Origin of the sequence: Paraburkholderia caribensis (assembly GCF_002902945.1) — a bacterium.
In the GTDB taxonomy this organism is placed as follows: domain Bacteria; phylum Pseudomonadota; class Gammaproteobacteria; order Burkholderiales; family Burkholderiaceae; genus Paraburkholderia; species Paraburkholderia caribensis.
Genome location: NZ_CP026101.1, coordinates 3,006,715 through 3,027,137 on the forward strand (window position 1 = coordinate 3,006,715; position 20,423 = coordinate 3,027,137).

The following is a 20,423-nucleotide window of genomic DNA, read 5'->3' on the forward strand; positions in this document are numbered from 1 at the left end:
ACGGTGCGCGCGCGGCCGTCGATGGAGGAGACATTCCATGAACGCACCCGGCGAGCTGTCCCCCGAACTGTCGCCCGAGATGCTCGCGCAACGTCAGCGCGAAGTCGTGCAGGCCTTGATGGCCGTACTCCCTACGCATTGCCTTTTGTATCGCGAGGAAGACACGGTTGCGTACGAGTGCGACGGTCTGGCCGCGTACCGGCGCCTGCCACTGGCCGTCGCGTTGCCCGAAACGGAATCGCAGGTGCAGCGCATCGTGCAGATCTGCCACAGGCTGAATGTGCCGATCGTGCCGCGCGGCGCGGGCACGAGCCTGTCGGGCGGCGCAATGCCGATTCGGCATGGCGTCGTCGTGTCGCTCGCGCGCTTTCGCAAGATCATCGAAGTCGATCCGTACGCCCGCACGGCAACCGTGCAGCCGGGCGTACGCAACCTGTCGATCTCGGAAGCAGCCGCGCCTTATGGGCTCTACTATGCGCCCGACCCTTCGTCGCAGATCGCCTGCACGATCGGCGGCAACGTCGCCGAAAACTCCGGCGGCGTGCACTGCCTGAAGTACGGACTGACCGTGCATAACGTCATGCGCGTGCGTGCCGTCACGATGGAAGGCGAAATCGTCGAGTTCGGCTCGCTCAGCCCGGACGCGCCGGGTCTCGATCTGCTCGCTGTCGTGATCGGCAGCGAAGGCATGTTCGCGATCGTCACGGAAGTCACGGTCAAGCTGATTCCCAAGCCGCAGGCCGCGCAGGTCATCATGGCGAGTTTCGACGACGTCGTGAAAGGCGGCGATGCCGTCGCGGGCATCGTCGCCGCAGGCATCATCCCCGCCGGTCTCGAGATGATGGACAAGCCGGCCACGCGCGCCGTCGAGGAATTCGTGCAGGCGGGCTACGACCTCGACGCAGCCGCCATTCTGCTGTGTGAATCGGACGGCACGCCCGAGGAAGTCAGCGAGGAAATCGTCCGGATGACGGCCGTATTGCGCGAGCATGGCGCAACACGCATCCAGATTTCGCGCACGGAAGCTGAGCGGCTGCGCTTCTGGTCGGGCCGCAAAAATGCATTCCCGGCTGCCGGCCGCATTTCGCCCGACTACTACTGCATGGACGGCACCGTGCCGCGCCGCAGCATCGGGCCGCTGCTCGCGCGCATCGAAGCGATGGAAAAGAAGTACAACCTGCGCTGTATCAACGTGTTCCATGCGGGCGACGGCAACATGCATCCGCTGATCCTGTTCAACGGCAACGATCTCGACGAGTGGCACCGCGCCGAGGCGTTCGGCTGCGACATTCTCGAAACATGCGTCGAGCTGGGTGGCACGGTGACGGGCGAACATGGCGTGGGCATCGAGAAAATCAATTCGATGTGCGTGCAGTTTTCGCCGGAAGAACGCGATGCGTTCCATGCAGTCAAGCGCGCCTTCGATCCCGCCTGCCTGCTCAACCCCGACAAGGGTATCCCGACGCGCGCCCGCTGTGCCGAGTACGGCAAGATGCATGTGCGCGGGGGCTTGCTGCCCCACCCCGACCTGCCTCGTTTTTGAGCACTTTCTTGCACGGCCCGACCATGCACGCCGATCAACCGACATAACGCATAAGCGCAGCAGTCCGTTTCATACGGGTCCGAACCGGGTTGCGAGCGCGGCTTGCCTCGGTACAATCGAAAGCACTACAACGAAGCAACGCACCATGAAAGAGGACGACATCGTCGCCGCGTGGTCGGAACGGGTTCGCACGGCGACGGCCGCGCAGCAGCCGATTCGCATCCGTGGCGGTGGCACGAAGGACTGGTACGGCCAGTCATTGCAGGGTGAGGTCCTCGACACGCGCGCGCATCGCGGCATCATCGCCTACGATCCGGCCGAGCTGGTCATCACCGCGCGCGCCGGCACGCCGCTCCTCGAAATCGAAGCGGCGCTTGCCGAACACGACCAGATGCTCGCTTTCGAGCCGCCTCACTTCGGCCCCCAAGCCACGCTTGGCGGCTGCATCGCGGCTGGCATCGCCGGTCCGCGCCGTCATTCAGCGGGCGCGGCGCGCGACTTCGTGCTCGGCGCCGTCGTCATGAACGGCCAGGGCCAGGTGCTGACGTTCGGCGGGCAGGTCGTGAAAAACGTGGCCGGTTACGACGTGTCGCGTCTGATGGCAGGCTCTCTAGGAACGCTCGGGCTGATTCTCGAATTGTCCGTCAAGGTGCTGCCGCGCCCGAAGGCCGAAGCGACGCTCAAGTTCGACATGAACGGCACCGATGCCGTCCGCAAGCTCAACGAATGGGGCGGCCGCCCGCTTCCCATCACGGGCAGCGCGTGGCGACACGGCACGCTCGCCGTGCGGCTGGGTGGCGCAGAGGCGGCCGTCAAGTCGGCGCGCACGTCGCTGGGCGGCGAAGTGGTCGACGCCGTCGAGGCCGAACGCTTCTGGGCAGGCCTGCGCGAACAGACCGATCCGTTTTTCGCGGCGATCGCGCCGAAGTCCGCGCTCTGGCGCCTCGCCCTGCCGACCATCACCGAGCCGCTGCAGCTGCCCGGAGCGCAACTGATGGAATGGGGCGGCGCGCAACGCTGGTGGATCACCGACGCTGACGCGCAGACCGTGCGCATCAGCGCGAAACAGGCGGGCGGCCATGCGACGATCTTCCGCACCGGCCTCGGCTACGACCGCGGCGCAGGCGTGTTCACGCCGCTGCCCGCACCGCTGATGAAAATCCATCGCGGCCTGAAAGCTGCCTTCGACCCGGCCCGCATCTTCAACCGCGGCCGGTTGTACTCCGACTTCTGAGCGCCTGATGCAAACCAATCTCGCCGACTTCATGCGCAACACGCCGGACGGTGAAGAAGCCGACGCCATCCTGCGTAAATGCGTGCATTGCGGCTTTTGCACGGCCACCTGCCCGACCTATCAGCTGCTTGGCGACGAGCTTGACGGTCCGCGCGGGCGCATCTATCTGATCAAGCAGATGGTGGAAGGCACGCCCGTCACGCGCAGCACGCAGCTGCATCTGGACCGCTGCCTGACCTGCCGCAACTGCGAATCGACCTGCCCTTCCGGCGTGCAATACGGGAAGCTGGTCGAGATAGGCCGCAAGCTCACCGAAGAGAAAGTGCCCCGCCCGTTCGGCCAGCGCCTGATGCGCCGGATGCTGGCGAGCTTCGTGCCGAACAGCACGCTGTTCACGCCCGCGATGCGGCTTGGCCAGCACTTCCGTCCGTTGCTGCCGAAGAAACTCCGCGACAAGGTGCCGCAACGGCAACGCCAGCTCGAATGGCCGACGGCCACGCATCCGCGCAAGATGTTGATGCTGGCGGGCTGCGTGCAGCCTTCGATGATGCCGAACGTCAACATTGCGACGGCGCGCGTGCTGGACGCGCTCGGCATTCAGACCGTGATTGCACCGGAAGCGGGCTGTTGCGGCGCGATCCGCCTGCACCTCGGCTACAACGACGAGGCGCTCGACGACGTACGGCAGAACATCGACGCGTGGTGGCCGTATGTCGAACAAGGCGCTGAAGCGATCGTGATGAATGCGTCCGGCTGCGGCGCGACGGTCAAGGAATACGCGCACCTGATGCGCAACGACGCCGTCTATGCGGAAAAGGCGAAACGCATTGTTGAACTGACACGCGACATCAGTGAAATCCTGCCGGACTTCGAAGAAGCGCTGACGCCGCTTACGCGCCGCCGCGCCATTCATACGGTTGCGTATCACCCGCCCTGCACGCTGCAACATGGCCAGCAGATCCGCGGCAAGGTCGAGCACCTGCTGAGCGCGCTCGGCATCGACGTCAGGCTGCCCGCCGACAGCCATCTGTGTTGCGGCTCCGCTGGTACCTATTCGCTCACGCAGCCCGCGCTTTCGTACGCATTGCGCAACCAGAAGCTGGAAAAGCTGAAGGCACAGGAGCCACAGATCATCGTGTCTGCGAATGTGGGTTGCATTGCGCATCTGCAAAGCGGCACCTCCACGCCTGTCGTGCATTGGGTCGAACTCGTCGAGCACATGCTCGCGTCCTGATCGACAGCATCGGTGACGGACGGATTGCGCGCAACCTGGCCGTTCGGCCAGGTCGTGACGTGCGGGCGGCGTCCGTATAATTCGATACGTCGCCCCTTGAACCGGTACTCAACGTTTCATGCCCGCTCTCGCTCACAATCTCGACGCCGTGCATCAGCGCATCGCCCTCGCCGCGCAGGTCGCGGGCCGCGATCCGCGTTCCGTTGCGCTGCTGGCCGTCTCCAAGACGTTCCCCGCTGAAGACGTTCGCGCCGCGCATGCCGCGGGTCAGCGCGCGTTCGGTGAAAACTACGTGCAAGAAGCGCTGACGAAAATCGAGGCGCTGTCCGATCTGCGCGCATCGCTCGTTTGGCATTTCATCGGCCCGCTGCAATCGAACAAGACGCGTCCCGTCGCCGAAAACTTCGACTGGGTGCATTCCGTCGACCGGCTGAAAATCGCGCAGCGTTTGTCGGAGCAGCGGCCCGATGCGCTGCCGCCGCTCAATGTGTGCTTGCAGGTGAACATCAGCGGCGAGGCATCGAAGAGCGGCGTGCTGCCGGACCAAGCCATCGAGGTCGCACGCCAGATCGCCGCGCTGCCCCGGCTGCGGCTGCGCGGCCTGATGGCGATTCCCGAACCGGCGGGCGACGTCGAGCAGCAACGCGTGCCGCATCGGGCGTTGCGCGAGCTGTTCGACAAACTGCGCGCGGAAGGTCTCGAACTCGACACGCTGTCGATGGGCATGTCAGGCGATCTCGAAGCTGCCGTGCTCGAAGGCGCGACCATCGTGCGCATCGGCACCGCGATCTTCGGCGCCCGCGATTACTCTCACTGAACTTCTGAACATCATGAAAATTGCCTTCATCGGCGGCGGCAACATGGCCGCTGCACTCATCGGCGGTCTGATCAAGCGTGGCGTTACGCCGTCGGATATCCGCGCAATCGATCCGAACGAAGACGCGCGCAAGCGCAGCGAGCAGCAATTCGACATCGGCACGAGCGCGTCGGTGGACGCATCGCTGCAATCGTTCGATGCCATCGTGCTCGCCGTGAAGCCGCAGATCGTCAAAGACGTCGCCGCTGCGCTTGCGCCGCACCTGTCGGCTTCGCAACTCGTCATCAGCATCGTCGCGGGCATTCGCGGCGCGGACCTCGGGCGCTGGCTCGGCGGGCACGCCCGTCTCGTGCGCACCATGCCGAACACGCCCGCCCTGATCGGCATGGGCGTGACCGGACTGGTCGCGATGGAAGGCGTCGATGCGGCGGGACGCGAACTGGCCTCGCAGGTGCTCGGCGCGGTCGGCCAAACGGTGTGGTTCGACGACGAAGCAAAGATCGACGCCGTCACCGCGATCTCCGGCAGCGGCCCCGCCTACGTGTTCTATTTCATCGAGGCGATGCAGGAAGCAGCGCGCCAGCTCGGCATGGACGAAGAGCAAGGCCGCGCGCTGGCCGTCGCGACGTTCACGGGCGCGGCGCAACTCGCCGCGCAGTCGGGCGAGCCGGCCAGCGTGCTGCGCGAGCGGGTAACGTCGAAGGGCGGCACGACGGCCGCCGCGCTCGCTGCGTTCGACGCGCAGGGCGTGAAGGATGCAATCGTACGCGGCGCACTGGCTGCGGACGCGCGCGCGCGCGAAATGGGCGAGGAATTCGGCAAGCAGTGAAGTCGCTTGCCTCTGTGGCACGGCGTGACGAAGCGGCAATGCGCGCGCTCGTCACGCTGGACAAAAACGTCTAGAACGCCTTTGCCGCGTAATGCGCGGCAATGCCCGCGAACAGCGCGCCGCCGAGCCAGTTGTTGTGCCGGAACGCCGCGAAGCACGGCATGCGTTCACGGTTCTTGATCAGCGTGTAGTGATAGACGGCACAACCCGCCGCCGCGGCAAGACCGATCCAGTACAGCACGCCGAAGCCGAGTGCAACGCCGATGCCGACGTAGATACCGAGCGTCGCCGCGTAGCAGAGCATGATCGCGAGCACGTCGAGGCGGCCGAACGTCAGTGCAGACGTGCGGATGCCGATCTTGATGTCGTCGTCGCGATCCACCATCGCGTATTCGGTGTCGTACGCGACCGACCAGAACACGTTCGCAACCAGCATCACCCACGCGAGCAGCGGCACCTGGTTCTGGATGGCGGCGAACGCCATCGGAATGCCGAAGCCGAACGCGATGCCCAGATACGCCTGTGGAATCGCAAAGAAGCGCTTCGTGAACGGATACGTGCCCGCGACGAACAGCGCGGCCACCGACAATTCCTTCGTCAGCGCATTGAGCGGCAGGATCAACAGGAACGCGATCAGCGAAAGCCCCGCTGCCAGCGCCACGGCTTCCCATGCCTTGATCTTGCCTGAGGTGATCGGCCGGTTCTCAGTGCGCTTCACGTAGCGATCGAAGTCGCGATCCGCGTAGTCGTTGATCGCGCAGCCGGCCGAGCGCATCAGTATCGTGCCGAGCGCGAAGATCACCAGCAAGGACGGCGACGGATGACCGTCCGACGCGATCCACAACGCGTTGAGGGTCGGCCACAGCAGCAGCAGGCTGCCGATCGGCTTGTCCATGCGGACAAGGCGCAGAAAGAGCGGGAGTCGGGCGAACATGGCGGTGCGCGAAGATACGATTCCCGTATTTTAGAGCAGCGCGCGCGACCGCCCCGTTCGAACACGCAGGCACAAAACAAAAGCCCGTCGGGCTCTGACCCGCCGGGCTTTGCTTGTCACATTCTGCGGCGCGGCGGCAAGCGCTTCGAACCAGCGCCTGCGCTACGCCGCGATAGCGTTACGCCAGCATCGAACGCAGCATCCACGCGTTCTTTTCGTGCGTCTGCATGCGTTGCGTCAGCAGGTCGGCCGTCGGCTCGTCGTGAGCCGCGTCCGTCACCGGGAAGATCGCGCGCGCGGTGCGCACCACCGATTCCTGGCCTTCCACCAACTGGCGGATCATGTCTTCCGCGGCGGGCACGCCGTCCGCTTCAGCGATCGACGACAGCTTCGCGAACTCCTTGTAGCTGCCCGGCGCCGCGACGCCCAGCGCGCGGATACGCTCGGCGATCAGATCGACAGCCAAGGCCAGTTCCGTGTACTGCGTTTCGAACATCAGATGCAGCGTGTTGAACATCGGACCCGTGACGTTCCAATGGAAGTTGTGCGTCTTCAGATAAAGCGTGTAAGTGTCGGCGAGAAGGCGCGAGAGACCTTCTGCGATTTTCTTGCGATCCTTGTCGCTGATACCAATATTGACGTGCTGTACGGCTTCTTTCTTGGCCATGATGACTCCTTTTAAGAGTGATACGAACCGGTCTGCATGCCCGGAACTGCGCGTGTGCAATCGTTCAACGCTCGAACGCCCGCCAGTTTATCGTAGAACCGACAACCATTCGCGAGACCCAACACCGCGCCGCTCATGCCTTCCAGCCCTCGCACGGCCATGCGCGATTCGTCATCCGTGCACTGCGTGGACCAGACTTGCGACGATCGTCACATAGCCGCTTGCGAGGATCGCGAAACCCACGAGCTTCTGGAACAGCACCGGGCCGTTCACCTGTTGCGCGCCGCTTCGCGTGTCGCTAGCGTTGGCTGGCTGAAAACCGACTGCATTCATCACCATCTGAACCATGATCTTTCTCCCTGTGGACGACAGCCCATTGCCATCGTCCACGACGTGAAGCGTTACTTCGCGTTCGCTTGCGCGAGCGCCTCGATTGCGGCAATCACGCCGTCCGCGTACGCCGGGTCGATCTTGCGGAAGTGCTCGACCTGCCGCGCGACGATATCGGCGGGCACGCCTTCGATGGCCCGCGCGATGTTGCTAAACAGGCGTGCACGCTGCGCGTCGTCGAAAATCCGGAACAGCGCGGCTGGCTGGCTGTAGTAGTCGTCGTCCTCACGATGGTTGTAGTGATCGACATTGCCTGCCGCGAGCGGCGGCTCGATCGCGTTACGGTCCTGCGCGAAGTCGCCGAAACGGTTCGGCTCGTAGTTCACGTTGCCGCCAAGATTGCCGTCCACACGCATGCCGCCGTCGCGATGGAACGAGCGCACGTTCGGCGCACGTGACGCGTTGACGGGAATCAGATGGTGATTCACGCCAAGGCGATAGCGTTGCGTGTCGCCGTACGAGAACAGACGCCCTTGCAACAGACGGTCCGGCGAGAAGCCGATGCCCGGCACCACATTCGCCGGCGTGAACGCCGCCTGCTCGACATCCGAGAAGTAGTTCTGCGCGTTGCGGTTCAGTTCGATCACGCCGACGTCGATCAGCGGGTAATCCTTGTGCGGCCACACCTTCGTAACATCGAACGGGTTGTAGCGGTACTGCGCTGCGTCCGCTTCCGGCATCACCTGGATCTGAAAGCGCCACTTGGGGAAGTTGCCCTCGTCGATCGATCCGACCAGGTCACGCTGCCCGCTTTCACGATCGCGCGCGACCACTTGCGCGGCCTCCTGGTCGGTGTAGTTCTCGACGCCCTGCATCGACTTGAAGTGGAACTTCACCCAGAAGCGCTCGTTGTCCGCGTTGATGAACGAGTACGTGTGCGAGCCGAAGCCGTGCATCTGCCGATAATTCTTCGGAATGCCGCGATCGCTCATGAGGATCGTCACCTGATGCAACGACTCCGGATGATACGAAAAGAAGTCCCACGCGTTCGTCGCGCTGCGCATGTTCGTGTACGGATCGCGCTTTTGCGTGTGGATGAAATCCGGAAACTTCAACGGATCGCGGATGAAGAACACGGGCGTGTTGTTGCCCACCACGTCCCAGTTGCCCTCTTCCGTGTAGAACTTGATCGAGAAGCCGCGCACGTCGCGCTCGGCGTCGGCGGCGCCACGCTCGCCCGCCACCGTCGAAAAGCGCATGAACAGCGGCGTTTCCTTGCCGACTTGTGCGAACACCTTCGCCTTCGTGTAGCGCGAGATGTCGTGTGTCACCTTGAACGTGCCGAACGCACCCGAGCCCTTCGCGTGAACGCGGCGCTCGGGAATAACTTCACGGTCGAAGTGCGCGAGCTTTTCGATCAGCCACACGTCCTGCAGCGCGACGGGGCCGCGCGGGCCAGCCGTCAGCGAGTTCTGGTTATCGGCAACGGGTGCGCCCGAGGCGGTGGTGAGGTTGCGTTCAGACATAGTTATTCTCCGGGTGATCCTTAGGAATGCGGTCCTGCTGATTCGGTTCTGGCGACTTCGAATGGGAAATAAACGTGGGGCGCGCGATCAGGCGGACAGTGCGCGATCGACGAGCAGCGAGAACGCGATGGTCCTGAAGCCCGGCGTGTTGCTGCCGCTCGATGCCGCTTGCTGCGGCGATGGGGAAACAGACTTGAACAGCGATGACGTGGATGGCTGCATGATTTCCTCCGTTTGTAGTGGCAGGTCGCTGCGACCCATGGAGGAGATCTTATTGAAAACTATCGAAAACAGCGATTTGATTAATTTTATATATTCGATAGGTGCCGCCTCATGCAGAAGGCGGCGGGCGACGCAGCGGCAGCATCGGCTGCCCGTGCGTCGCCGCAAAGGCAGTAACTCAGTTGACTGCGGCGGGTAAATCGAGCTTCTTCACGCCCGGCAGATCGCAGGCCGAAATGGCGTCGCAGATCGCGTCGATGGCGGGCATCCGCGTGAAACTCTTGCGCCACGCCAGCACGACGCGGCGGTCCGGCACCGGCTCATCGAACGGCACGTAGCTGAGCAGCCCGGAATCGACACCGCCCGCGTGCGGCTTCACCTCGTGCACCGACATGCGCGGCAGCACGGTAATGCCCACGCCGCTCGCGACCATATGCCGGATCGTTTCCAGCGACGACCCTTCGAAGGTCTTCTGGATGCCGTCCGCGTTCTGCGAGAAGCGCATCAGTTCGGGGCACACGCCGAGCACGTGATCGCGGAAGCAATGCCCGCTGCCGAGCAGCAGCATGGTTTCCTGCTTGAGATCGCTCGGGTCGATCTTGTTGCGCGACTCCCACGCGTGACCCGACGGCAGCGCGACGACGAACGGCTCGTCGTACAGCGGGCGCAGCATCAGGCCCGTTTCGGGAAACGGCAGCGCCATGATCGCGACGTCGATCTCGCCTTGCTTGAGCAGTTCGATCAGCTTGAGCGTGTAGTTTTCCTGCAGCATCAGCGGCATCTGCGGGACGCGCTTGATCATCTGCTTGACCAGCGTGGGCAGCAGGTACGGTCCAATCGTGTAGATGACGCCGAGGCGCAGCGGCCCGACCAGCGGGTCCTTGCCCTGCTTGGCGATTTCCTTGATGGCGAGGGTCTGTTCGAGCACGCGTTGCGCCTGCGTGACGATCTGTTCGCCGATCGGCGTGACGCTGACTTCGCTCGTGCCGCGCTCGAAAATCTGCACGTTCAGCTCGTCTTCGAGCTTCTTGATTGCGACGGATAACGTCGGCTGGCTCACAAAACACGCTTCTGCAGCGCGGCCGAAGTGGCGCTCGCGCGCCACCGCGACGATATATTTCAGTTCGGTGAGGGTCATTGGGGGACCAATCAGGGCGATAGATTCGATAGGTTTCTGTTATACACCTATAGGGCCAATTCGCCAACCTTCTAGCCGGAGTCAGCCGTTGTGCGGCGCGCAAGCGCTTCCGGCCGCACCCTTCATCACGCTTTCAGATACTGTTCGCGCGTGTTCAGCCAGCGCAAAAGATGCTGCGTCACGACGTTCGGATACTGCTGGAGCAAGGTCGCAGCCGCTTCGCGCGCCGGCTCGATCAGCCAGCCGTCGTTTTCCAGATCGGCGAAGCGCAGCATCGCAGCGCCCGACTGCCGCGCGCCGAGAAACTCGCCCGGCCCGCGAATTTCGAGATCGCGTCGGGCGATTTCGAAGCCGTCGGTGGTTTCGCGCATGGTCTGCAGCCGCGCGCGGGCTGTCATCGACAGCGGCCCGGTGTACAGCAGCACGCATACGGATGCCGCGCTGCCGCGCCCCACTCGCCCGCGCAACTGGTGCAACTGCGCGAGGCCGAAGCGCTCCGCGTGCTCGATCACCATCAGCGACGCATTCGGCACGTCGACGCCCACTTCGATCACCGTCGTCGCGACCAGCAACTGCACTTCGTTGCGGCTGAACGCGTCCATCACGGTGGCTTTCTCGGCGGGCGTGAGGCGCCCGTGCACCAGCCCGACCTTCAGTTCCGGCAGCGCGGCGACCAGCGTCTCGTAAGTTTCGACGGCCGTCTGCAATTGCAGCGTCTCGCTTTCCTCGATCAGCGGACACACCCAGTACACCTGGCGGCCGGTGAGCGCCGCCTCGCGCACGCGGCCGATCACTTCTTCGCGCCGCGCGTCGGAGACGAGCTTGGTCAGGATCGGCGTGCGGCCGGGCGGCAGTTCGTCGATCGTCGACACGTCGAGGTCCGCGTAGTAAGTCATCGCGAGCGTGCGCGGAATCGGCGTCGCCGACATCATCAACTGGTGCGGCTGGAAATCGCGCGCGCCGTCCGCGGCATTGTGCGCCTTCGCGCGCAGCGCGAGCCGTTGCTCGACGCCGAAGCGATGCTGTTCGTCGACGATCACGAGGCCCAGGCGCGCGAATTCGACCGCGTCCTGAATGATCGCGTGGGTGCCGATCACGAGTTGCGCGGTGCCCAGCGCGGCTGCTTCGATCGCGCTGCGCTTTTCCTTGGTCTTCAGACTGCCCGCGAGCCACGCGACCGATACGCCGAGCGGCTCCAGCCAGCCGCGCAATTTGCGCGCATGCTGCTCGGCAAGGATTTCGGTCGGCGCCATCATCGCGGCCTGATAACCGGCGTCGATGGCCTGCGCGGCGGCCAGCGCCGCGACGACCGTCTTGCCGCTGCCGACATCGCCTTGCAACAGGCGCTGCATCGGATGCGGCTGCGTCAGGTCCTGCGCGATTTCCGCGCACACGCGCTGCTGGGCGTTGGTCAGCGCGAACGGCAGGGTCTTCAATAAACGCGTCACCAGCGACGCCTCATCGGTCGGCTCGCGGCGCGGCATGGCGGGCGCGGCGCGCGTGCGGCGCTCCTCGTGCGCGCGCTTGAGCGACAGTTGCTGCGCGAGCAGTTCCTCGAACTTGATGCGCGTCCACGCGGGATGCGTGCCGTCGATCAGCGCCGTCTCGTCCGAATGCGAATCCGGATGATGCAGCGTGCGCACGGCGTCCATCAGTTGCGGAACATCCAGCGGCCGCAGATATTGCCGCTCGACAGGTTCCGGCAGCAATTCGGGCAGCGACGTGCGCGCCAGCGCATTGTCGATCGCCTTGCGCAGATACGCCTGCGAGACGCCCGCCGTGCTCGGATAGACGGGCGTGAGCGCCTGCGGCAGCGGCGTGTCTTCATCGACGACGCGCACGGCCGGATGCACCATCTCCATGCCGAAGAAGCCGCCGCGCACGTCGCCGCGCACGCGCAGGCGCACGCCGATCGACATCTGCTTGACCTGCGAGCCGTAGAAATTGAGGAAACGCAGGATCAGTTCGTCGCCCGCGTCGTCGCGCATCTTCACCAGCAACTGACGACGCGGCCGGTACGCGATCTCGTTGTCGTACACCACGCCTTCCGTCTGCGCGATGCCGCCCGGCAGCAACTCGCCGATCGGCGTCAGCGAGGTCTCGTCCTCGTAGCGCAAGGGCAGATGCAGCACCAGATCGATATCGCGCGTGAGGCCCAGCTTGGCGAGTTTGTCGGCCGTTTTGGCGAGCGTGGGCTTTTTCGCGGCGGCAGGCTTTTTCGCGCCTTCCGCAGCAGGCGCGCCGGGCGCCTGGGTCACGTCCGCATCCGCCTTGCTCCGCGCGGCGCGGCGCTTCTTCGGGGCGCTGGCGTCGTCGGTTTCGGCAGGTGAACGGGTGTCGGACAAAGGCATGAGTCGCTTCGCAAGTACAATATCGGCTTCAGAAGTTTTACGGCCAGTGCGCGTGAGTGATGCGCGCACGCAGGACCGCTGCGGCAATGTCCCGCAATCATAGCCGCTCGACGGGCGCTGTCGTAGACGCTGTTGAATCAGCCGCGCGTTCGTCCGGGGGCAATCCCGTCAAGTACCGCATCAAGCCAGTCCGCATGTTCACGCTTTCCGATTTCGATTTCGACCTGCCGCCCGAGTTGATTGCGCAAGTCGCGTTGCCCCAGCGCAGCGCGAGCCGCCTGCTCGAAGTGAACGGGCAAACTTCGCCCGCGACGCTCGCCGATCGCCGTTTTGCCGACCTGCCCGACTGCATCGAGTCCGGCGATCTGCTCGTCTTCAACGATACCAAGGTTCTGAAGGCGCGCTTCATCGGCCAGAAGGCCAGTGGCGGCAAGATCGAAGTGCTGATCGAGCGGCTGACGGGCGAGCGCACCGCGCTCGCGCAGATCCGCGCGAGCAAAAGCCCGGGCGCGGGCACCGTGCTGCGCCTCGCCGACGCCTTCGACGTCACCGTCGGCGAACGCGTCGAGCCGTTCTACACGCTGCACTTCCCCGACGACTGCCTGACGCTGATCGAGCAGTTCGGCCGCCTGCCGTTGCCGCCGTATATCGAGCACGACCCCGACGCGTTCGATGAAACGCGCTACCAGACGGTCTACGCCCAAAATCCGGGCGCGGTCGCGGCGCCGACGGCCGGCCTGCATTTCGACGATTCGATCTTTGCGCGCCTCGACGCGAAGGGCGTCGAGCGCGCGACGCTCACGCTGCACGTCGGCGCGGGCACGTTCCAGCCGGTGCGCGTCGAGAATATCGCCGAGCACAAGATGCATAGCGAGTGGTATCAGTTGCCGCAGTCGCTGGTCGACAGGATCGCGGCGACGAAGGCGCGCGGCAACCGCGTGATCGCGGTCGGCACGACGTCGATGCGCGCGCTGGAAGCCGCCGCGCGCGACGCCGACGCCGCTGGCCAGCCGCTCGCCGCGACGAGCGCCGAGACGGATATCTTCATCACGCCGGGCTATCGGTTCCGCGTGGTCGACCGGCTGGTGACGAATTTCCACCTGCCGAAGTCGACGCTGCTGATGCTGGTGTCGGCGTTTGCGGGCATCGACACGATCCGCGCGGCGTACCGGCATGCCATCGACGAGCGATACCGGTTTTTCAGCTACGGCGACGCAATGCTGCTTACGCGCAACGACGACGCGCTTAACGCATAATCCATCAACCGCCGCCGGACACCTTCCGGCGGCGTTCTTCAATTGCGCCGGACTGTTTTTCGGTTGCACGGGAGTACCAGAAGATGACCGACGGTCATAACAACGCTGCAAGCGCCGATCACGGCGCCTACCTTGGCGATCACGTTCGCCCCGACAACGGCCTCAAATTCGAGCTGCTCAAGACCGATGGCCAGGCGCGCCGCGGCCGTCTGACGCTGAACCACGGCGTAATCGAAACGCCGATCTTCATGCCCGTCGGCACGTACGGCACCGTCAAGGCGATCCAGCCGCGCGAGCTCGAAGAAATCCGCGCGCAGATCATCCTCGGCAACACTTTCCATCTGTGGCTGCGCCCCGGACTGGAAACGATCGCGGCGCACGGCGGCCTGCACGGCTTCATGGGCTGGAAGCGGCCGATTCTCACGGATTCCGGCGGCTTCCAGGTGTTTTCGCTCGGCGACCTGCGCAAGATCACGGAAGACGGCGTGACGTTCGCGTCGCCGATCAACGGCGACAAGCTGTTCCTGTCGCCGGAAGTGTCGATGCAGATCCAGAAGGTGCTGAACTCGGACGTCGTGATGCAGTTCGATGAATGCACGCCCTACGCGACCAACGGCGTGCCCACGTCGCACCAGGACGCCGCCGATTCGATGCGCATGTCGATGCGCTGGGCAAAACGCTCGATCGACGAATTCAACCGGCTCGGCAATCCGAACGCGCTGTTCGGCATCGTTCAGGGCGGCATGTTCGAAGACCTGCGCGACGAATCGCTCGCGGGGCTGGCGGAAATCGGCTTTCACGGCCTCGCGATCGGCGGGTTGTCCGTCGGCGAGCCGAAGGAAGACATGATGCGCGTGCTGAACCATATCGGCCCGAAGCTGCCCGCCGACAAGCCGCACTACCTGATGGGCGTCGGCACGCCGGAAGACCTCGTGGCGGGCGTTTCAGCGGGCGTCGACATGTTCGACTGCGTGATGCCGACCCGCAACGCGCGCAACGGCTGGCTCTTCACGCGTTTCGGCGACATCAAGATCCGCAACGCCACGCACAAGAACTCGCTGCGTCCGCTCGACGAGCAATGCGGCTGCTACACGTGCCGCAACTTCACGCGCGGCTATCTGCACCATCTGCATCGCGTCGGCGAGATTCTCGGCGCGCAACTGAACACGATCCACAACCTGCACTACTACCTCGAACTGATGCAGGAAATGCGCGACGCCATCGACGCCCAGATGTTCGACGCGTTCAGAAAGGTGTTTCACGAAAACCGGGCGCGCGGAACGGAGCAGGGTTAAACGCGGCATCGGGCGGCGCGTAAAAACCGTTCTCCCACATAGCGCGTCAGACATTACAATTAACTTTCGGAATATCGGCAAAGCCCCTTGACAAGCCGTCAGGAAAACCCGTTCCGGGTGCCGTCCCGTAAATGGCCAGTGGTAGAATAACCGGCTGATTTTTTTGATTGTTATAACGGAGAGACCAACGTGTCGTTCATTACCGATGCCTTCGCGCAAGGCAGTGCAGCAGGTGGCGCCGAATCGAGCCTGATGAGCTTCCTGCCGCTGATTCTGATGTTCGCGGTGCTGTATTTCATCATGATTCGCCCGCAAATGAAGCGCCAGAAGGAACACCGCAACATGCTCGCCGCGATGGCGAAGGGCGATGAAGTGGTGACGAACGGCGGCATCGTCGGCAAGGTGACCAAGGTCGGCGAAGCCTACGTTGGCGTCGAAATCGCAGAAGGTACGGAAATCACGGTGCAGAAGTCGTCGGTGACGACCATTCTGCCGAAGGGCACCCTGAAGTCGCTGTAAGGCCTGCTCTCTCGCGTCCGGCGCGGCCTCGCGTCGATCGAAGCAAACCGCGCATGGTTCTGCTCGCCGCGCTCATCGCCGGACGCATCGCTTTCAAGCCAACCTCCCGTTGGACCACCCCATGAATCGTTATCCCCTCTGGAAGTATGTCGTGATGCTGGTGGCGCTCGTCATCGGCCTCGTGTACACGCTGCCCAATTTCTTCGGCGAAGCGCCGGCGGTGCAGGTGTCGAGCGGCAAGGCAACGGTGAAGCTCGATTCGACCACGCTGTCGCAGGTCGAAGGCGCGCTCGCCTCCAGCCAGATCAAGCCGGACGACGTCACGTTCGACAACTCCGCGACGAACGCGAACATCCGCGTGCGTCTGAAAGACACCGACACCCAGCTGCGCGTGAAGGATCTGCTGCAAAAGGCGCTCAATAGCGACCCGAGCGATCCGCAGTACATCGTCGCGCTGAATCTGCAGAGTGCGTCGCCGCGCTGGCTGACCGCGCTGCACGCACTGCCCATGTACCTCGGTCTCGATCTGCGCGGCGGCGTGCACTTCCTGCTGCAGGTCGACATGGCAGGCGCGCTGAACAAGAAGCTGGATTCGGACGCATCGGATGCGCGCACGCTGCTGCGCGACAAGGGCATCCGCGATGGCGGCGTGAACCGCGTCGGTCAGTCGGTGGTCATCAACTTCGCAGACCAGGACGTCGCGGAAAACGCCCGCAAGCAACTGGTGACAGGCGTCTCCGAACTCCAGTGGGCGACCCAGCCGAACCCGGCGGGCGGCTTCCAGGCGGTGGGCACGTTCACGCCGGCCGTGCAGAAAACGGTCGAGGACGCAGCGCTCAAGCAGAACATCACGACGCTGCACAACCGCGTCAACGAACTCGGCGTGGCCGAGCCGGTGATCCAGCAGCAAGGTTCCGACCGCATCGTCGTCGAACTGCCGGGCGTGCAGGACACGGCGAAGGCGAAGGACATCATCGGCCGCACGGCGACGCTCGAAGCGCGTCTTGCCGATCCGAACGGCCTGCATCCGAATCCGAACGACCCGGTTCCGGCAGGCGACGAACTCTTCACGCAAGGCAACGCCGCGCCCGTGCTGCTGCGCAAGGCCGTGATCTTCACGGGCGACCGCATCATCGACGCGTCGGCGGGCTTCGACGAACATCAGCGTCCGTCCGTCAACATCCGTCTCGACTCGGCGGGCGGCCGCGCGGTGCGCAGCGTCTCGCGCGACAACATCGGCAAGCCGATGGCGATGGTGCTGTTCGAAAAGGGCAAGGGCGAAGTGCTGACGGTCGCGACGATCCAGTCGGAACTGGGCGATCGTTTCCAGATCACGGGCCAGCCCACGCCGCAAGCCGCAACCGATCTCGCGCTGCTGCTGCGCGCCGGCTCGCTCGCCGCGCCGATGGACATCATCGAAGAACGCACCATCGGGCCAAGCCTCGGCGCCGACAACATCAAGAAGGGCTTCCACTCGGTGGTGTGGGGATTCGCGGCAATCGCCGTGTTCATGATCGCGTACTACATGCTGTTCGGCCTGATCTCGATGATCGCGCTGTCGGTGAACCTGCTGCTGCTGATCGCGATTCTGTCGATGCTGCAGGCCACGCTGACATTGCCGGGCATCGCCGCTATCGCGCTCGCGCTCGGTATGGCGATCGACGCAAACGTGCTGATCAACGAGCGCGTGCGTGAAGAGCTGCGCAACGGCGCGCCGCCGCAACTGGCCATCCAGAGCGGCTACGCGCATGCGTGGGCGACGATTCTCGACTCGAACGTGACGACGCTGATCGCCGGTCTCGCGCTGCTCGCGTTCGGCTCAGGTCCCGTGCGCGGCTTTGCCGTCGTGCACTGTATCGGCATCATGACGTCGATGTTCTCGGCCGTGTTCTTCTCGCGCGGTCTCGTGAACCTCTGGTACGGCGGCAAGAAAAAGCTGCAAACGCTTGCGATCGGCCAGGTGTGGAAGCCCGCTGCCGCCGAGGGCGCAACGGCATATCTCGACAACGCGGACACGCAGACCGACACGGCTCGCGCGATCGCCGCGGCAACGGCGCCCAAGGCGAAGCCGAAGGCCAAGGCGCCCGCCGGCGCCGCGAAAGCCCAGGCTGCCAAGCCGACGCTGCGCAACCGCAATGCGCCGGGTGGCACGAACAAACCGGGTTCATCCCGCTGAGTCCCGGAGAAGAGAACATGGAATTTTTCCGCATCCGCAAAGACATTCCCTTCATGCAGCGCGCGTTGATCTTCAACGCGATCTCGCTGCTGACGTTCATCGCCGCCGTGTTTTTCCTGCTGCATCGCGGGCTGCATCTGTCCGTTGAATTCACGGGCGGCACGGTCATCGAAGTGCAGTATCCGGGCGCCGTGCCGCTCGAACCCGTGCGCGACACACTGACCAAAATCGGCTACGCCGACGCTCAGGTGCAGAACTTCGGCACCTCGCGCGACGTGCTGATCCGTCTGCCGTTGAAGCAAGGCCTGAGCTCGGCGCAACAGAGCGATCAGGTGATGGCCGCGCTGACAGGCCAGGATTCGAACGCGAAGCTGCAGCGTGTCGAGTTCGTCGGCCCGCAGGTCGGCAAGGAGCTCGCCACCGACGGCCTGCTCGCGCTCGCGTGCGTGGTCGCGGGCATCGTGATCTATCTGTCGTTCCGCTTCGAGTGGAAGTACGCGGTCGCCGGTGTGATCGCAAACTTGCACGACGTCGTGATCATTCTCGGCTTCTTCGCGTTCTTCCAGTGGGAGTTCTCGCTGTCGGTGCTGGCTGCCGTGCTTGCCGTGCTGGGCTATTCGGTGAACGAATCCGTGGTTATCTTCGACCGGATTCGCGAAACCTTCCGCCGCGAACGCAAGATGAGCGTGATCGAAGTCATCAACCACGCCATCACGAGCACGATGTCGCGTACGATCATCACGCACGGCTGTACGCAGATGATGGTGCTGTCGATGTTCCTGTTCGGCGGCCCGACGCTGCACTACTTCGCACTGGCGCTGACGGTTGGCATTCTGTTCGGTATCTACTCGTCGGTGTTCGTCGCGGCGGCGCTCGCCATGTGGTTGGGCGTCAAGCGTGAAGACCTGATCAAGGACAAGAAGGAACGCCACGATCCGAATGATCCGAACGCAGGCGCGCAGGTTTGATTGAAAGCGTCTGATACTTCGGAAGCAAGGTAAAAACAAAGGCCGGTTCGATGATGAACCGGCCTTTGTCGTTTACAGCGCCTGCGCTAACGCGTAACCCGATTCACCGGAAGCCCAACTTGCGACGCGCCGCGATCAGCGCGATCACGCTCAACACGGCGGCGAACATCAGATAGAAGCTCGGCGCGACTTTCGAGCCCGTCGCCTGGATCAGCCACGCGATGATGAACGGCCCGAAACCGCCGAAAATCGTCACCGCGATGTTATAGGCGAGCGACATGCCCGTCGTGCGCGTCTGGACCGGGAAGATTTCCGACAGCAGTCCCGGCAGCGAGCCGAAGTAAGCGGTCATCAGGAAGCCGAACACGATCTGCATGGCGATCAGCGTGCCGAAGGTCGGATGCGCGACGAGATAGCTGAACGCCGGACAGATCAGCACGAACAGCAACACGGCGGGCACGAGCATGATGCGCACGCGCCCGTGACGGTCGGACAGATGCCCGACGACCGGCGAGCACACCAGCTGGATCACGCCCACCAGCGCAATCGCCGCGAATGCCACCGATGGCGCGAGACCCAGCTGCTTGATCGCGAAAGTCGGCATGAACAGCACGAGATACGTCGATACCGTGCCGAGCACGACGATACCCATGCCGATGAACAGCCGCAGTTTCTGGCTCGCGAAGGTATCGCGAATCGGCGTGGTGGTGGTTTCGGCGGCGAGGAACTCGGGGGTTTCGTCGAGCTTCGTGCGGATGTACCACGCGACGGGCCCGATCAGCAGGCCGAAGAAGAACGGTACGCGCCAGCCCCAGGACGCCATCTGTTCCGGCGACAACCCGCCTGTCAGGACCATGCCGAACAGTGCGGCGAGCAGCGTCGTCAGGCCCTGGCTCGCGATCTGCCAGCTGGCGAAATAGCCGCGCCGCCCCGGCACATGTTCGGCAAGAAAGGCGGTTGCGCTGCCGAATTCGCCGCCCGCCGAGAAGCCTTGCATCAACCGCGCGACGACGAGAATCAGCGGGGCTGCGAGTCCGATCGACTGATACGTCGGCAGCACGGCGATGATCAGCGTGCCGATCATCATCAGCAGGATCGAGAGCGTGAGCGCGGCCTTGCGCCCTGCCCGGTCGGCGTAGGCGCCGAGCACGATCGCTCCCAGCGGCCGCATGAAGAATGACACACCGAATGTGCCGAGCGTTAGCAGTAGCGAGACGGTGTCGTTGCCGGCTGGAAAGAACAGCTTTGAAATGACGACGGCGAAGAAGCCATAGACGACGAGGTCGAACCATTCCAGGGCGTTGCCGATCGACGCGGCGACCACCGTGCGCCATGTGTCGGGGCGGGTTTGCGCGGTGCTCGCGGCTAGTGTTGAACTCATTGT

At 64.0% G+C, this 20,423-nt stretch carries 18 protein-coding genes; 10 read left to right on the top strand and 8 right to left on the bottom strand.

Translation table 11 applies throughout. From position 1 onward, the window contains the following. Positions 1-37 precede the first annotated feature (37 nt). From C2L66_RS13270 to proC, 5 genes are all read left to right on the top strand, one after another. Positions 38-1,543, top strand: coding sequence for an FAD-linked oxidase C-terminal domain-containing protein (locus tag C2L66_RS13270; RefSeq protein ID WP_036002789.1), 1,506 nt, complete (start codon positions 38-40; stop codon positions 1,541-1,543). 145 nt (positions 1,544-1,688) lie between these two features. Beyond that, positions 1,689-2,777, top strand: a complete 1,089-nt coding sequence (gene glcE, locus C2L66_RS13275; protein WP_060599706.1) for a glycolate oxidase subunit GlcE — start codon at positions 1,689-1,691, stop codon at positions 2,775-2,777. 7 nt (positions 2,778-2,784) lie between these two features. Beyond that, on the top strand, positions 2,785-4,011 hold the full coding sequence (glcF, locus tag C2L66_RS13280) for a glycolate oxidase subunit GlcF (RefSeq protein WP_054928917.1): 1,227 nt from the start codon (positions 2,785-2,787) through the stop codon (positions 4,009-4,011). Between the two features lie 118 nt (positions 4,012-4,129). Further along, entirely contained in the window at positions 4,130-4,828 is a 699-nt protein-coding gene (locus tag C2L66_RS13285) for a YggS family pyridoxal phosphate-dependent enzyme (protein WP_060599705.1), read from the top strand. A 13-nt stretch (positions 4,829-4,841) separates the two neighbouring features. Then, positions 4,842-5,657 carry a pyrroline-5-carboxylate reductase gene (gene proC, locus C2L66_RS13290; RefSeq protein WP_054928919.1) on the top strand — a complete coding sequence of 272 codons (816 nt, stop codon included), beginning with the start codon at positions 4,842-4,844 and terminating at the stop codon, positions 5,655-5,657. Between the two features lie 70 nt (positions 5,658-5,727). On the opposite strand, the gene ubiA is transcribed toward proC, so the two are convergent. The 7 genes from ubiA to recG all read right to left on the bottom strand — a co-directional run bounded on the left by ubiA (position 5,728) and on the right by recG (position 12,825). Further along, positions 5,728-6,591 (bottom strand): 4-hydroxybenzoate octaprenyltransferase, encoded by an 864-nt coding sequence (ubiA, locus tag C2L66_RS13295; protein WP_060599704.1) that lies wholly within the window; start codon positions 6,589-6,591, stop codon positions 5,728-5,730. Positions 6,592-6,769: 178 nt separating this feature from the next. After that, entirely contained in the window at positions 6,770-7,258 is a 489-nt protein-coding gene (locus tag C2L66_RS13300; RefSeq protein WP_007578627.1) for a Dps family protein, read from the bottom strand. A 171-nt stretch (positions 7,259-7,429) separates the two neighbouring features. Then, a complete protein-coding gene (locus tag C2L66_RS40635) occupies positions 7,430-7,606 on the bottom strand; it encodes a hypothetical protein (RefSeq protein WP_158512152.1) in 177 nt (58 codons plus the stop codon). A gap of 53 nt (positions 7,607-7,659) precedes the next feature. Continuing rightward, positions 7,660-9,114 (bottom strand): catalase, encoded by a 1,455-nt coding sequence (locus C2L66_RS13305; protein WP_060599703.1) that lies wholly within the window; start codon positions 9,112-9,114, stop codon positions 7,660-7,662. An 87-nt stretch (positions 9,115-9,201) separates the two neighbouring features. Next, positions 9,202-9,336 carry a hypothetical protein gene (locus tag C2L66_RS42145; RefSeq protein ID WP_257722138.1) on the bottom strand — a complete coding sequence of 45 codons (135 nt, stop codon included), beginning with the start codon at positions 9,334-9,336 and terminating at the stop codon, positions 9,202-9,204. 178 nt (positions 9,337-9,514) lie between these two features. Further along, positions 9,515-10,474: a LysR substrate-binding domain-containing protein gene (locus tag C2L66_RS13310; RefSeq protein WP_054928922.1), complete on the bottom strand. Its 960-nt coding sequence runs from the start codon at positions 10,472-10,474 to the stop codon at positions 9,515-9,517. Positions 10,475-10,599: 125 nt separating this feature from the next. Continuing rightward, complete coding sequence (recG, locus tag C2L66_RS13315) at positions 10,600-12,825, bottom strand: ATP-dependent DNA helicase RecG (protein WP_060599702.1); 2,226 nt, start codon at positions 12,823-12,825, stop codon at positions 10,600-10,602. Positions 12,826-13,019: 194 nt separating this feature from the next. Between recG and queA the strand changes: the two genes are divergently transcribed. From queA to secF, 5 genes are all read left to right on the top strand, one after another. Beyond that, positions 13,020-14,081 (top strand): tRNA preQ1(34) S-adenosylmethionine ribosyltransferase-isomerase QueA, encoded by a 1,062-nt coding sequence (queA, locus tag C2L66_RS13320; RefSeq protein WP_060599701.1) that lies wholly within the window; start codon positions 13,020-13,022, stop codon positions 14,079-14,081. 83 nt (positions 14,082-14,164) lie between these two features. Beyond that, positions 14,165-15,376, top strand: coding sequence for a tRNA guanosine(34) transglycosylase Tgt (tgt, locus tag C2L66_RS13325; RefSeq protein WP_060599700.1), 1,212 nt, complete (start codon positions 14,165-14,167; stop codon positions 15,374-15,376). A gap of 189 nt (positions 15,377-15,565) precedes the next feature. After that, positions 15,566-15,895: a preprotein translocase subunit YajC gene (gene yajC, locus C2L66_RS13330; RefSeq protein WP_054928926.1), complete on the top strand. Its 330-nt coding sequence runs from the start codon at positions 15,566-15,568 to the stop codon at positions 15,893-15,895. A gap of 121 nt (positions 15,896-16,016) precedes the next feature. Next, the gene (secD, locus tag C2L66_RS13335) at positions 16,017-18,071 is read left to right on the top strand and encodes a protein translocase subunit SecD (RefSeq protein WP_060599699.1); all 2,055 of its coding nucleotides are present in this window, start codon (positions 16,017-16,019) and stop codon (positions 18,069-18,071) included. Positions 18,072-18,088: 17 nt separating this feature from the next. Further along, entirely contained in the window at positions 18,089-19,039 is a 951-nt protein-coding gene (gene secF, locus C2L66_RS13340; protein WP_036002752.1) for a protein translocase subunit SecF, read from the top strand. 103 nt (positions 19,040-19,142) lie between these two features. On the opposite strand, the gene C2L66_RS13345 is transcribed toward secF, so the two are convergent. Beyond that, positions 19,143-20,420, bottom strand: coding sequence for an MFS transporter (locus C2L66_RS13345; RefSeq protein ID WP_054928928.1), 1,278 nt, complete (start codon positions 20,418-20,420; stop codon positions 19,143-19,145). Positions 20,421-20,423: the final 3 nt, after the last annotated feature.